Annotated in this window: 6 protein-coding genes, 11 tRNA genes, 1 rRNA gene and 8 pseudogenes; 1 reads left to right on the top strand and 25 read right to left on the bottom strand. The window is 48.9% G+C overall.

The features are described 5' to 3' along the window. Positions 1-37 precede the first annotated feature (37 nt). The 13 genes from D5E69_RS01735 to D5E69_RS01675 form a co-directional block, all read right to left on the bottom strand. Positions 38-1,588, bottom strand: a 16S ribosomal RNA gene (locus D5E69_RS01735). An 87-nt stretch (positions 1,589-1,675) separates the two neighbouring features. Next, positions 1,676-1,749 (bottom strand) — tRNA-Gly (locus D5E69_RS01730). 12 nt (positions 1,750-1,761) lie between these two features. After that, positions 1,762-1,838 (bottom strand) — tRNA-Pro (locus D5E69_RS01725). A gap of 35 nt (positions 1,839-1,873) precedes the next feature. Then, a tRNA-Arg gene (locus D5E69_RS01720) sits at positions 1,874-1,950 on the bottom strand. A 16-nt stretch (positions 1,951-1,966) separates the two neighbouring features. Next, positions 1,967-2,053 (bottom strand) — tRNA-Leu (locus tag D5E69_RS01715). 73 nt (positions 2,054-2,126) lie between these two features. Beyond that, positions 2,127-2,208: transfer RNA gene (locus D5E69_RS01710), tRNA-Leu, on the bottom strand. Between the two features lie 36 nt (positions 2,209-2,244). Beyond that, positions 2,245-2,320, bottom strand: a tRNA-Lys gene (locus D5E69_RS01705). A gap of 5 nt (positions 2,321-2,325) precedes the next feature. Then, positions 2,326-2,400 (bottom strand) — tRNA-Gln (locus D5E69_RS01700). Between the two features lie 75 nt (positions 2,401-2,475). After that, positions 2,476-2,552, bottom strand: a tRNA-Asp gene (locus D5E69_RS01695). Between the two features lie 182 nt (positions 2,553-2,734). After that, positions 2,735-2,806 (bottom strand) — tRNA-Glu (locus D5E69_RS01690). A gap of 9 nt (positions 2,807-2,815) precedes the next feature. After that, positions 2,816-2,906, bottom strand: a tRNA-Ser gene (locus D5E69_RS01685). A 4-nt stretch (positions 2,907-2,910) separates the two neighbouring features. Beyond that, a tRNA-Asn gene (locus D5E69_RS01680) sits at positions 2,911-2,985 on the bottom strand. Between the two features lie 67 nt (positions 2,986-3,052). Continuing rightward, entirely contained in the window at positions 3,053-3,523 is a 471-nt protein-coding gene (locus D5E69_RS01675) for a SprT family protein (RefSeq protein WP_063191084.1), read from the bottom strand. Between the two features lie 113 nt (positions 3,524-3,636). On the opposite strand from D5E69_RS01675, the gene cmpA reads away from it, so the two are divergent. Next, a complete protein-coding gene (cmpA, locus tag D5E69_RS01670) occupies positions 3,637-3,756 on the top strand; it encodes a cortex morphogenetic protein CmpA (protein WP_148796093.1) in 120 nt (39 codons plus the stop codon). 31 nt (positions 3,757-3,787) lie between these two features. On the opposite strand, the gene D5E69_RS01665 is transcribed toward cmpA, so the two are convergent. The 12 genes and pseudogenes from D5E69_RS01665 to alr all read right to left on the bottom strand — a co-directional run bounded on the left by D5E69_RS01665 (position 3,788) and on the right by alr (position 13,159). Continuing rightward, the gene (locus D5E69_RS01665) at positions 3,788-5,956 is read right to left on the bottom strand and encodes a Tex family protein (RefSeq protein WP_148796095.1); all 2,169 of its coding nucleotides are present in this window, start codon (positions 5,954-5,956) and stop codon (positions 3,788-3,790) included. Positions 5,957-6,042: 86 nt separating this feature from the next. Then, positions 6,043-6,639, bottom strand: a complete 597-nt coding sequence (locus tag D5E69_RS01660) for a PP2C family serine/threonine-protein phosphatase (protein WP_048007222.1) — start codon at positions 6,637-6,639, stop codon at positions 6,043-6,045. Then, a complete protein-coding gene (gene sigB, locus D5E69_RS01655) occupies positions 6,639-7,436 on the bottom strand; it encodes an RNA polymerase sigma factor SigB (RefSeq protein WP_048007223.1) in 798 nt (265 codons plus the stop codon). Before sigB ends, D5E69_RS01660 begins: the two co-directional genes overlap by 1 nt. Beyond that, positions 7,414-7,884 (bottom strand): annotated as a pseudogene (gene rsbW / locus D5E69_RS01650) (anti-sigma B factor RsbW). The gene sigB and the pseudogene rsbW overlap by 23 nt, the downstream one beginning before the upstream one ends. Then, positions 7,881-8,212: pseudogene (locus D5E69_RS01645) on the bottom strand (anti-sigma factor antagonist). The pseudogenes rsbW and D5E69_RS01645 overlap by 4 nt, the downstream one beginning before the upstream one ends. A gap of 74 nt (positions 8,213-8,286) precedes the next feature. Further along, positions 8,287-9,296, bottom strand: a pseudogene (locus D5E69_RS01640) (SpoIIE family protein phosphatase). A 9-nt stretch (positions 9,297-9,305) separates the two neighbouring features. After that, a pseudogene (locus D5E69_RS01635) lies at positions 9,306-9,706 on the bottom strand (anti-sigma regulatory factor). A gap of 2 nt (positions 9,707-9,708) precedes the next feature. Beyond that, positions 9,709-10,063 (bottom strand): annotated as a pseudogene (locus D5E69_RS01630) (STAS domain-containing protein). After that, positions 10,060-10,888: pseudogene (locus D5E69_RS01625) on the bottom strand (RsbT co-antagonist protein RsbRA). Before D5E69_RS01625 ends, D5E69_RS01630 begins: the two co-directional pseudogenes overlap by 4 nt. A gap of 394 nt (positions 10,889-11,282) precedes the next feature. Further along, positions 11,283-11,633, bottom strand: a complete 351-nt coding sequence (locus tag D5E69_RS01620; protein ID WP_048007230.1) for a type II toxin-antitoxin system PemK/MazF family toxin — start codon at positions 11,631-11,633, stop codon at positions 11,283-11,285. Positions 11,634-11,637: 4 nt separating this feature from the next. Further along, positions 11,638-11,918 (bottom strand): annotated as a pseudogene (locus D5E69_RS01615) (CopG family ribbon-helix-helix protein). A gap of 169 nt (positions 11,919-12,087) precedes the next feature. Then, positions 12,088-13,159, bottom strand: a pseudogene (gene alr, locus D5E69_RS24005) (alanine racemase). Positions 13,160-13,340: the final 181 nt, after the last annotated feature.

Below are 13,340 nucleotides of genomic sequence, written 5' to 3'. Positions count from 1 at the left end.
TTCGACGTCGTCAAACGTTTTAGTAAATCTTCCTTAGAAAGGAGGTGATCCAGCCGCACCTTCCGATACGGCTACCTTGTTACGACTTCACCCCAATCATCTGTCCCACCTTAGGCGGCTGGCTCCAAAAGGTTACCTCACCGACTTCGGGTGTTACAAACTCTCGTGGTGTGACGGGCGGTGTGTACAAGGCCCGGGAACGTATTCACCGCGGCATGCTGATCCGCGATTACTAGCGATTCCAGCTTCATGTAGGCGAGTTGCAGCCTACAATCCGAACTGAGAACGGTTTTATGGGATTGGCTAAACCTCGCGGTCTTGCAGCCCTTTGTACCGTCCATTGTAGCACGTGTGTAGCCCAGGTCATAAGGGGCATGATGATTTGACGTCATCCCCACCTTCCTCCGGTTTGTCACCGGCAGTCATCTTAGAGTGCCCAACTGAATGCTGGCAACTAAGATCAAGGGTTGCGCTCGTTGCGGGACTTAACCCAACATCTCACGACACGAGCTGACGACAACCATGCACCACCTGTCACTCTGTCCCCCGAAGGGGAAAGCCCTATCTCTAGAGTTGTCAGAGGATGTCAAGACCTGGTAAGGTTCTTCGCGTTGCTTCGAATTAAACCACATGCTCCACCGCTTGTGCGGGCCCCCGTCAATTCCTTTGAGTTTCAGTCTTGCGACCGTACTCCCCAGGCGGAGTGCTTAATGCGTTAGCTGCAGCACTAAAGGGCGGAAACCCTCTAACACTTAGCACTCATCGTTTACGGCGTGGACTACCAGGGTATCTAATCCTGTTTGCTCCCCACGCTTTCGCGCCTCAGTGTCAGTTACAGACCAGAAAGTCGCCTTCGCCACTGGTGTTCCTCCAAATATCTACGCATTTCACCGCTACACTTGGAATTCCACTTTCCTCTTCTGCACTCAAGTTCCCCAGTTTCCAATGACCCTCCACGGTTGAGCCGTGGGCTTTCACATCAGACTTAAGAAACCACCTGCGCGCGCTTTACGCCCAATAATTCCGGACAACGCTTGCCACCTACGTATTACCGCGGCTGCTGGCACGTAGTTAGCCGTGGCTTTCTGGTTAGGTACCGTCAAGGTGCCGCCCTATTTGAACGGCACTTGTTCTTCCCTAACAACAGAGTTTTACGATCCGAAAACCTTCTTCACTCACGCGGCGTTGCTCCGTCAGACTTTCGTCCATTGCGGAAGATTCCCTACTGCTGCCTCCCGTAGGAGTCTGGGCCGTGTCTCAGTCCCAGTGTGGCCGATCACCCTCTCAGGTCGGCTACGCATCGTCGCCTTGGTGAGCCGTTACCTCACCAACTAGCTAATGCGCCGCGGGTCCATCTGTAAGTGATAGCCGAAGCCACCTTTCAACCTTCCCCCATGCGGGGGTAGGTGTTATCCGGTATTAGCCCCGGTTTCCCGGAGTTATCCCAGTCTTACAGGCAGGTTACCCACGTGTTACTCACCCGTCCGCCGCTGATCTCAGGGAGCAAGCTCCCATCGATCCGCTCGACTTGCATGTATTAGGCACGCCGCCAGCGTTCGTCCTGAGCCAGGATCAAACTCTCCATAAAAAGTTTGAATAGCTCTTTAAATAAATCTAGAATTAACGTTGACGTGTTTGTCTTGTTTTGTTCAGTTTTCAAGGTTCAAATAAATAGTGGAGCGGGTGATGGGAATCGAACCCACGACATCAGCTTGGAAGGCTGAGGTTTTACCATTAAACTACACCCGCATGAAATTGTGATGGTCGGGAAGACAGGATTCGAACCTGCGACCCCTTGGTCCCAAACCAAGTGCTCTACCAAGCTGAGCTACTTCCCGTAAGAAAATTATGTATAAGCCAGTAGAAGCAAATATGGCGCGCCCGAGAGGAGTCGAACCCCTAACCTTTTGATCCGTAGTCAAACGCTCTATCCAATTGAGCTACGGGCGCTAATATTGAAAGTTTTTGGTGCGGCCGAGAGGACTTGAACCTCCACGGGTTATTCACCCACTAGGCCCTCAACCTAGCGCGTCTGCCATTCCGCCACGACCGCATTTATTGAAGCGACATTAACTATTATATCACGATAATTTCGCTTGTCAACAACTTTTTTCAAGGGATAAAAGTGCGGGTGAAGGGACTTGAACCCCCACGCCTTGCGGCGCCAGATCCTAAGTCTGGTGCGTCTGCCAATTCCGCCACACCCGCATATGATGGACCTCTTGTCCAAGACAAGAAATCAAATGGTGAGCCATGAAGGATTCGAACCTTCGACCCTCTGATTAAAAGTCAGATGCTCTACCAACTGAGCTAATGGCTCGTAAATGGCTGGGCTAGCTGGATTCGAACCAACGCATGTCGCAGTCAAAGTGCGATGCCTTACCGCTTGGCTATAGCCCAATAATCATTTTTTGACGAGGAATTTATCATACCACGTCTATCTTTCGAAGTCAACAACTTTTTTCGGAAGATAAATGGCGGTCCGGACGGGACTCGAACCCGCGACCTCCTGCGTGACAGGCAGGCATTCTAACCAACTGAACTACCGGACCAAAGCTTTTGCGATAGCAAAATAGCTATCATTAATGTTTCGCGTTAGCGAAAACAAAGAACATCATTGCTTCGCGATAGCAAAATAGCTATCAATCACTACCATCCAGATCCGCTTCCGCAACCAGAAGTCAACTTCCACGAAATAACTGAACATATGTATCTTTTCTCTCAAAAGAGAAAATGACCCGTACGGGATTCGAACCCGTGTTACCGCCGTGAAAGGGCGGTGTCTTAACCGCTTGACCAACGGGCCACAATAATATGGCGGAGAAGGAGGGATTTGAACCCTCGCGCCGGTTGCCCGACCTACACCCTTAGCAGGGGCGCCTCTTCAGCCACTTGAGTACTTCCCCATATTGGCTCCGCAGGCAAGATTCGAACTTGCGACCGATCGGTTAACAGCCGATAGCTCTACCACTGAGCTACTGCGGAACGTCTTATCGACTCTTATGATTATAATGACTGCACCGTTGGTTGTCAATAACTTTCCGGCCTTTTTTTAGGAACCCTGAAACTCTTCTACTTTTTCAAGGATCAGCTTTCCTTTACACCGTCCGCACACGAAGCGATCGGTGTCCACCCGTCTCTTTCTGATGAACTCCATGGAGCAATCCGTACACCTGTATGTCAGCCGCCTCCCTCTTTTCTTTTGGGTAGGCAGAGATGAACAATGACGCGGGCCCCCTACCTCTGCAAGCAGTTCTTTGAAATCCCTGTCCCCATGCTTATATCCCTTTCCTTCAAGATGAAGATGGTAGTGACAAAGCTCATGCTTGATGATGCCGATCAGTTCATCCATCCCGAACTGCTGGAGATACTTCGGATTCACATCGATATGATGGGACTTCAGCATATAGCGGCCGCCTGTCGTACGCAGGCGCGGGTTGAAGTAGGCCTGATGACGGAACGGCCGTTTAAACAAACGTTTGGATAAGGTTGATACCAGCTGCTGCAGCTCCTCATTTGTCACGGTGTCCAGCCCCCTCTTCCCCTGGATTTCCCCTTCTTAACGAACGGGACAATCCATTATAGCATACATTAAGTATCACACTCATCGGGTAAATTCCTAAGGGAGGTGCGCCTGTGCCGAGCTGGCTGGTCAATCAAATGAGAAGGGCCTATCTGGAGAAAGACCGCTATCAGATCAAACTGTTGAACCAATGCTGGAATTTTTACCGCAAGCGTAATGAAAAAAAGAGCTGAAGGAATGGACCTTCAGCTCCTCTTTCATCTATTACTGAACCATCGTAAGTGAAACGCGGCCTTTTCGGACGTCCACCCCTTCGACCCAAACCGTGACTACATCACCGACGGATACCACGTCCAGCGGATGTTTGACATAGCCGTTTTTGAGCTTGGAGATATGGACGAGTCCATCCTGTTTCACCCCTATATCCACAAAAGCCCCAAAGTCGACGACGTTTCGTACCGTACCCTGCAGCTCCATTCCCTGACTGAGATCCTCAAGCTTCAGCACATCTTTCTTCAGCAGCGGCTTAGGGAATTGATCACGTGGATCACGCCCGGGACGGATCAACGCATCGATGATATCCTTCAGGGTCAGCTTCCCTATACCGAGCTCTTCCGACGTTTGATGGACATCAAGTGCATGCAGGGCCTGCTTCAGCTCCTCTGTACCGATATGTTCTTCCTTATACCCCGTCATGGAGAGAAGACGCTTCACCTCACTATAGTTTTCGGGGTGGATCGGCGTGCGGTCAAGCATCTCTTTTCCATCCATGATACGGAGGAACCCGATGCACTGCTCGTAGGTTTTCGCTCCAAGCCTCGGGATCTTCTTGAGCTGTGCCCTTGAGGAGAACTTCCCTTCCTCTTCTCTCTTCTTGACGATATTCGTTGCCACCGTCTTCGAAAGCCCGGCTACATATTGAAGGAGGGAGGACGAAGCAGTATTGACATTCACCCCGACTTGGTTGACCGCCGTCTCCACTACGAATGTAAGGGAGTCGTTCAGTTTCTTCTGGGATACATCATGCTGGTACTGTCCCACCCCTACAGACTTAGGGTCGATCTTTACCAGTTCCGCCAGTGGATCCTGGAGTCTCCTTGCGATGGATACGGCACTCCTCTCCTCTACTTGGAAGTCAGGGAATTCTTCGCGCGCAATGTCTGAGGCGGAGTACACACTTGCCCCTGCTTCATTGACGATCAGATAGGAGATGTCTCCCCCCACTTCCTTCAATACGTCCACGATGAATTGTTCGGTCTCCCTTGAAGCGGTTCCGTTCCCGATGGCGATGACCTCGATCGGATAGCGCGAAAGGATCGCCTTCACCTGTTCTTCCGCTTTTGCCTTCTGCGAGCGTGGCGGATGGGGGTAGATCACATCGATCGAGAGGACTTTTCCAGTTTCATCGATGATGGCAAGCTTGCATCCCGTCCTGAATGCCGGATCGACGCCGAGGACGGTCCTTCCCTTCATCGGTGGCTGCAATAATAACTTCCTCAGATTCTCCGAGAAGATATGGATAGCCTGATCTTCCGCTTTGTCGGTCAGCTCCCCGCGGATCTCCCTTTCAACAGACGGCAGGATCAGTCGCTTGTATCCATCTTCGATCGCTTCCTGGACGATGGACGCCGCCTGCGAGCGTGTATCCTTGATCACCTGCTTATTCAAATAGCGGAGGATCGACTCTGCATCGGCCTGTACCCCTACTCTCAGGATCCCCTCCTTCTCTCCCCTATTCATGGCAAGAACACGATGGGGAACGACCTTGTGAATCGGCTCCTGGTAGGCATAATACATTTCGTACACATTCTTCTCGTCTTCTTCCTCTTTTTTCACTTTGGACTCAATGAGGCCCTTCCGGAAAATCTGAGTCCGTATGTACTCACGATGCGCAGCGTCATCCGATATAAATTCTGCGATGATGTCCTTCGCGCCGGATAAAGCTTCCTCGGTGCTTCCTACTCCCTGTTCATCCGACACGTACTTTGCGGCTTCTCTATTGATATCAGCATTCAGCGGAAAGGAGAGGAGGAAGTCAGCGAGCGGTTCGAGCCCCTTTTCTTTCGCTACCGTCGCTTTTGTCCTTCTCTTCTGTTTATATGGGCGATATAAGTCCTCTACCTGCTGCAACTTCTCTGCCGAAGAAATGGCTGCTGATAGTTCCGGGGTCAGTTTGCCCTGTTCCTCTATTAGACGCAGCACTTCTTCTTTTCGATTCTTCAGGTTCTGTAGATACTCCCAGTTGGTCATGATATCGCGGATCTGCACTTCATCGAGTGCTCCGGTTTGTTCTTTCCTGTACCTCGCTATGAAGGGAACCGTATTCCCACCTTCTAATAGATCGATCACATTTTTTACGTTCTTAGTGGAGATGGATAAGTCTTTGCCAATTTTATTGATCAAAATAGCTTCATTCGTTAACGTAGACGTCACGGTATAACCTCCAGTTATTCACAATTTCACTTTAAGTTTATCACATACTCAGCGGGAATTCTTCGCAATGAAAAAGCTTACCCCAATCAGAGTAAGCTTCCAATAATATAGGTTGTATCATCCGCCTTCTGGTCCACCTTCGCTTCAATCTCGTTCAGCGTTCCATGGAGGGTCGGATACTTTTGCATTAAACTTTTGACTCCTGGGATATTCAGTCCATCCGAATGGATGAGGAATCTTGAATTCGAATGGTAGGAAAAGCGTTGAGTTTTGTATTTCTGCGGTCTCCCTGAAAGGTATCCCGTGACCGGCAGTGGATAGGTCATCTTCCCTTCAGGTGCATACATATAAAAACGTATATTCCCCACACAGCTGTACACAAACTCTTTTGAGTGGTAGTACACCTTTACAATGGCAACAGCTGCCCCCCGTTTTTTTTGGAGCGCTTCATTGCACATGTCCATCAAGGTGTCCACATCTTCGTGGTGGTTCTCTTCCACGATTTCCACGACGGCATGTGAAGATTCAAAGGCATAGACTCCGCTGCCCAAACCATCAGCCAGAACACAGATGAAATAATCATCCGTCGAGGTGTAAAAATAGCTATCTCCACAAAAACGATTGCCGTTTTTAGAAACCTGACCCGCATAGACTTCTACATCATTTTGTTGAAGGTATGGCATCAATAGTCATGCTCCCCGTCTTGCATCTCTTCCTGTATGGCGTCGCGGAGTTTTTTGATGGCCCTTCGTTGAAGTCGGGATACGTGCATTTGCGAGATCCCCAATTGCTCGCCCGCTTCTTTTTGACTAAGATTATCCAGGTACGTGAATTGGATAATGGCCTTTTCGCGTTCGGAAAGTACGTGGAGGACCTTTTCAAGCACAAGACGCTGATTGACTTTCTCATATCCTTCGTCGGGGTTCCCCACGATGTCGAGGATCGTAACCGTGCTTCCTTCGGAGTCCGCTTCGATGGAATGATCCACAGAGAGGGCCTGATAGCTGCGACCCATCTCCATCGCTTCCAACACTTCCTCTTCGGTCACTTCAAGGTAATCGGCGATTTCGTGAACCTGAGGAGAGCGTTCCAGCGTATTGGTCAGCTCTTCGACTGTTGTTTTGATTTTGGGTCCAAGCTCTTTGATCCGTCTCGGAACGTGAACGCTCCATGTCTTATCACGAAGGAATCGTTTGATTTCCCCGATGATGGTCGGGATGGCAAACGCTTCGAATGAACGACCAAAAGACTCATCATAACGCCTGATGGCGCCCAAGAGTCCGATCATACCGACCTGTATGATATCTTCGTGAAATGATCGTCCTTTGGAATATTTCCGAGCAATGGACTCGACAAGATTCTGGTAATGAAGGATCAATTGGCTTTGAGCGTCTTCATCCTTGTTTTCCTGATAATCTTTGATCCACTGCATCACTTTATCTTTATTGGCCTGGTGGTTAGGTTGAGATAGTTTTTTCATCCCTCTCCACCTGCTCCCCTGATAGGAATTTCGTCATAAAGACCGTCACTCCCTCTTGATGATGCACCTTTACTTCATCCATAAGGCTCTCTATAAGATAAAGTCCCAACCCACCTTCTCTGAGGAATTCCACGGAGTGATCCGCATGCTAAGGGCCGACTTCCTTTTTGATCTCGGTGAAGTTAAAGCTTTCTCCGTGATCGGCGACCATGACTTCAAGGCGGTCCTCGTATAGACCAAATCCGACAACGACTTCTCCATCGTCATCCTTGTAGGCATGCTGAACCGCATTGGTGATAGCCTCACTGGTGGCGATCTTCAAGTCTTCAAGGGCATCGTAATCAAAGCCCATCCTGCTGGCAATCCCGGACAGGGTAAGACGGATGACCCCCACATATTCCGGCTTCGCGGGAATCTTCATCTCGATGTAATCATATTCCTGCATCATTCCACTCCACCTTTTACTTTGGAATCAATATTCATGATATCTCCCAGGCCAGTGATATCGAACAGGCGTTGCAGTCTATCCGATAGACCGACAAGGTGCAGTTCTCCCCGCCTGCCTTTACGGTTTTAAATAGGCCAACGAATACCCCAAGGCCGGTACTGTCCATATAGGAAACGTCGGAAAGATCGACGGTTAGCTGGCTGTTTTCTTTTTCAGCAGCTGGCTGAAGGCTTTCTTTTAACTTTGGAGCTGTATATGCATCAATTTCACCTGAAACTTTTACGTTTATATCGTTATCCATTTCTTTCATATCTATTGATAAGTTCATGAAAAGACCACCTTTTAGGCATGTATTAAAATACTCTTAATCGTTTACCCCTATTATTTACAGGATAAACCACATTATTGATTTCTTTTAATGATGATCAGTGTGAAGTCATCCCTAAGTTCAAAGTGCTGCAGCTTCTCAAGCTCCTTATAGACGCTGTTGACGATTTCCTGAGGAGGCAGGTGGTTGTACTTCCTGATGAGTTCCACCAGGTCTTCCCGCTCGATGAACCCTTCCTCCGAGCGGCATTCTGTCACACCGTCAGACAGAAGGATGATCATATCACCCTCTTCGACTCCTCTTTCGTATTCGCGATACTTCGCTTTCTTATCCACCCCGAGGAGAAGGCCCTTGGCGTCCAGATCCTCGAATTCGCCGTTGATCGCGTTGTAATAGAACCCGGGTTCATGACCGGCTGATGAATAGGAGAAGACATGGCTTTTGGAGTCATATACACCATAGAACATCGTGATGAACATGCTTGCATCCACATTCTGTTCGACGACGCGATTGAGGCTCTCAAGGACGAGGCTCGGCTTATGTCGATATTCAGGAAGGCTGTCCATGGCATACTTGATCATGGACATGCACAGGGCCGCTGGGACCCCCTTTCCGATGACATCGGCGATCGCGACGCTCACATTTTCATTTTCATCTTCCACGAAGTGATAATAATCACCGTTCATCTTCTTGGCAGGTACGCTCACCGCACCGACCTCGAGCCCGTCCACTTCAGGTATGCGGGTACCGAGGAGGGTCTGCTGCATATTGGCGGCTACGTCGATCTCATTATTCAATTCCTGTTGCTTCGTACGCAGGCTCTGATGTTCCCTGTAGGCGAACCCGTAGCCGATCATCACTTCAAGTAATATATCGAAAGAGTGCAAAACGTGATGAGGAAGGTCCGGTTCCATTTCTAGGATGACACTCTTATGAAGGGAAATGATTTCTTCCGGAGACACGTTGTGTTCAATCGATTTCCGGCTGAACTTTTGCCAAGGTAAAGAGCCTTTTCATCCTGCTCGTTCAAATAGTGCTCGAGGATCTCTTTGTATTTTGTATCCATCAATTCTCTGAACTTCATCTAACTCCCCTAGCGGAGCCACTTGGTTGCCCTGATATCGGTTCCCTCTCCCGGGACCGAGTCGACATTGAATTCGTCCATCAGCCGTTTAACCCCTGGCAAACCGGCTCCTAATCCACCTGATGTAGAATATCCATCTTCCATTACTTTTCTGATATCTGTTATGCCCGGTCCTTCATCAAGGGCAATGATCCTGACACCCTTTTTCCCGCATCAAGCAGTTTCTCGATACAGATCTGTCCGGTACCTGCATATAAGTATATATTACGGGCCAACTCACTGATCGCCGTAGTAATACGAGCTTGGTCAACGGTGCCAAATCCGAGCTCTTTCGCTACATTTCTCCCTAACTGGCGGGCAGCAACGATGTCCCATTCATTCGTGATCTTCACGCAGGATTGGCTATCCATACCTAGTCCCCCAGTTCCAATTTTAATTTCTCCAGGCCTTTTTCAAGGTCTAAAGCTGTGAGGACATCGTCCAGACGGATCCCCAATTCGATCAGTGTTATGGCGACCGCTGGCTGAATTCCAGTTATGACAACTTTGGCCCCCATCAATCTGGACATGTTGATGACATCACCAAGAACCTTGGCGATGAATGAATCGATGAAATCGATTGACGTGATATCGATGACAACGCCCCGTGCACTCGTTTCGTGGATCTTGTGTAGAAGATCCTCTTGAAATTGAAGGCCGTTTGGTCATCAAGTTCCCACTGGATCGAGATCAATAGCAGTCTTCGAGCTTCAGTATAGGTATTCTCATTCCAATCCCTCCGCAGAAACAATTTTTCGGCTGGTCATTTCCAAAGCCTTTTCAATTCCTTTACGCAGTGTGCTGTTTGTCATGAATTGGGTAAGGTCGATCCCTAGATTCACAATCGTTTGAGCAATTTCCGGTCTGATCCCGACAAGCATACACTTTGCACCAACGAGGCGGACCGCGTCAGCTGCCTGTATGATATGATGGGCGACCATCGTATCGACGACGGGTACACCGGTTATGTCGATCAAGACGACTTCTGCCCTATGCTTCACGACACCATGCAAAAGGTTCTCCATGATCTGTCTCGCGCGCTCCGTATCGATCGTCCCTACCAGCGGCATGACAGAAATCTTTTCGAATACCGGGATCAACGGGCAGACAGCTCTTGAAGGGCGATCTTTTGAAGGGAAACCGTCTTCTCCATGATTCCGTGTATGCCTGGATGACTTTATTCGTCATCGGGGAAAGCCAGCGATCGAATTTATCGATCTGCTGCTGATAATTTTCTTCCGTAATAAACCCGGCACTCTCCATGCCTTGATAAACCACTTTGCCGAACACATTAAGGGCAGAAGTCACAAACGTCAACGGCCAACCGAGTCTTACCACTTTCTCGGCAAACTCTTCCAGTCTATTGTTGAACTCTTTGGAATCCCGCAGGCGTGAAGCAATCATTTCGACAAATTCATGGCTTGTCTTTGTGAACACCTGATCCGAGATGACTTGAAGGAATTTATCATCCGCTTCTTCCTTCATTTTTTCCATCCAGACACTTGTCAACTCGGCCTTATTCGTTTCAATGTATTCCGTGACTTCACTAAACATCCCGTTCTCTCCATTCTATCATGTGAAATTTATGACGACGTTCTCCATGACCAATGTCATTGAACTCTAATAAAGTTTACATGGCTATCGCATTTGAATTAATACTATCAAAAAAAGACAAAAATAAACAAGCATGTACTAACTCCACCGGGAATTCCTCCCCATATACTTTCCCATTATAAATGGTTTACAAAACTTTGTCATACGATTGGGTGCATTTACCACACATCGACAAATGATTACACGATTTTCATGAATCAGTGCGGATTATGCCACCCTTACCGATGTTCAGCCGAAAGGATCACAGGAGCATAAAAAAAGCCTGCCGATCATTTGACTGATCAGCAGGTGCTTGCTGTTGTATTCCCAATATTTATTTGCATGGCGTTTCTGATTAAAATTGTATGAGACCCACACTGATCTGGAGGGCGTCATCGACTTTCTCCATCATTTCGTCGTCCAGGTGTGTGATCTTATCGGTAAGACGCTGTTTATCGATGGTCCTGATCTGTTCGAGCAAGATTACGGAATCACGTTCAAAGCCGTACCGTTTGGAATCGATTTCGACATGGGTAGGCAACTTCGCTTTTTGGATCTGAGCAGTGATAGCAGCGACAATAACAGTGGGACTGAACCTGTTCCCTATATCGTTTTGAATGACAAGGACCGGCCGGACGCCTCCTTGTTCCGACCCAACAACAGGAGAAAGGTCTGCAAAATATACGTCACCACGCTTTACAATCAAAGGATTAACCTCCGCTTACTAAGCGTTCGACTGTATGTTCTGCTCATATTCTGCCTGGATTGCTTCCGAAGCGATGGCGAGATTGATCTTAGCCATTTCCATATAGCCTCGTCTCATGGATTCACGCAGATGTCGTTTCTTACGCTCTCTTAAATACATTTTAGTAGCACGATAAATAAACTCATTGCGATTCACATTTTCCTGATCTGCAAAGCCGTCCAGTTCTGTGACGAGCTGTTGCGGAAGACGAATCAAAATTTCCGTTGTTGCGCTGGATTCAGACACAAACTACACCTCCACCAATCACTACATACCGTTTCATTTTATAACATGTTAATCATACCATCAAACAATGGGAATGAAAAGTCAATTTATTAATCTCTTCTATTATCCACCATATGTTACATGGATTATTCATGCGATTTCTTGAAATAGGCGGTCTTTTCCGTCCTGCTTACAGAAGGTGATTGGATACTTCGACAACGGCGCCGCTCTCGTGTAGACCCTCGGGACACGAGCGGCGATCATGCAGGTCACCTCGTAGTTAATGGTGTCCAGCTTATCTGCGATTCATCTGCGGGAATATGCTCATCCCTTGGCGGCCGATGAGCGTGACGGGTTCCCCGTCTCCACCGGACCGGGAGCCTGACCATGCACTGGTCCATGCAAATCCTGCCCACGATGGGCGCGCGACGTCCGCTTATCAGGACCTCTGCCCCTGAACTTCCTGATCCATCCGTCGGCGTATCCGATGGGAATGGTGCCGATCCACTCCCTGTTCCCTGTTTCATAGGTGGCGCCGTAGCTGACTTTTTCCCTTCATCCATTTCTTTCACATGGATGAGTTTCGTCCGGAGGGACAGGACTTCCTTCAGCTCAAAAGGAAGATGAGGCTGCATCTCCCGTGAAGGTGTCAGGCCGTAGAGGCTGATCCCGATCCTGACGGTGTTGAAAAGGGCGTCCTTCCGCCGGAGTGTAGCTGCACTGTTGGAAGAGTGTACGTACTCGGGCAGCTGTGGAAGCTGACTGATCATCGAATTGAAGGTTTCAAGCTGGGTGTCGGCATACGTATCATCCAGCTCATCGGCCGTCGCGAAGTGGGTGAACACCCCTTCGAAATGAAAATGTTCATGGGCGTTGATGGCATCTGTGATTTCGAGCAGCTCTTGTGCGTTCCTCACGCCGATCCTCCCCATGCCCGTATCGCATTTCACATGGAGGTTCAGGCGTTGCCCCACGTGACGGGTTGCCTCTTCAAGCCATTCCTTCGTATAGACAGTGAGGGAGACCCCCTGTTCAGCTGCCGTTCCGGCATCCTCCGGTCTTGAAGCACCAAGGACGAGTATCGGGGTATTGATGCCCGCTTTTCGAAGGAGTAGCGCTTCGTCAAGGAAAGCGACGGCAAGTCCGTCCGCCCCCGCCTCGAGTGCGGCCCTTGCAATCTGTTCGTACCCGTGCCCGTAAGCGTTCGCCTTCACGACGGCAAGCATTTTCACGTTGTCCGGTATATGTTTTTTAAAGTTCATGACGTTTTCACTTACATGGTCCAGGTTGATTTCGGCCCATGTATCTCTGAAGAAAAGTGTATCCAATGTCCATTCACTTCCTAAACGATTTCATTCCTTACAAGAATACCATTCCTTCCATCGAGATTCATTCTTTTCTTTCAGGCAGTCCGCACATGAAGAAAGACAGCCCTCAGGCTGC

It is taken from the genome of Rossellomorea marisflavi (assembly GCF_009806575.1).
Classification (GTDB): domain Bacteria; phylum Bacillota; class Bacilli; order Bacillales; family Bacillaceae_B; genus Rossellomorea; species Rossellomorea marisflavi_A.
The sequence above is the reverse complement of the archived record's forward strand: the minus strand, read 5'-3'. Positions and strand labels throughout refer to the sequence as shown.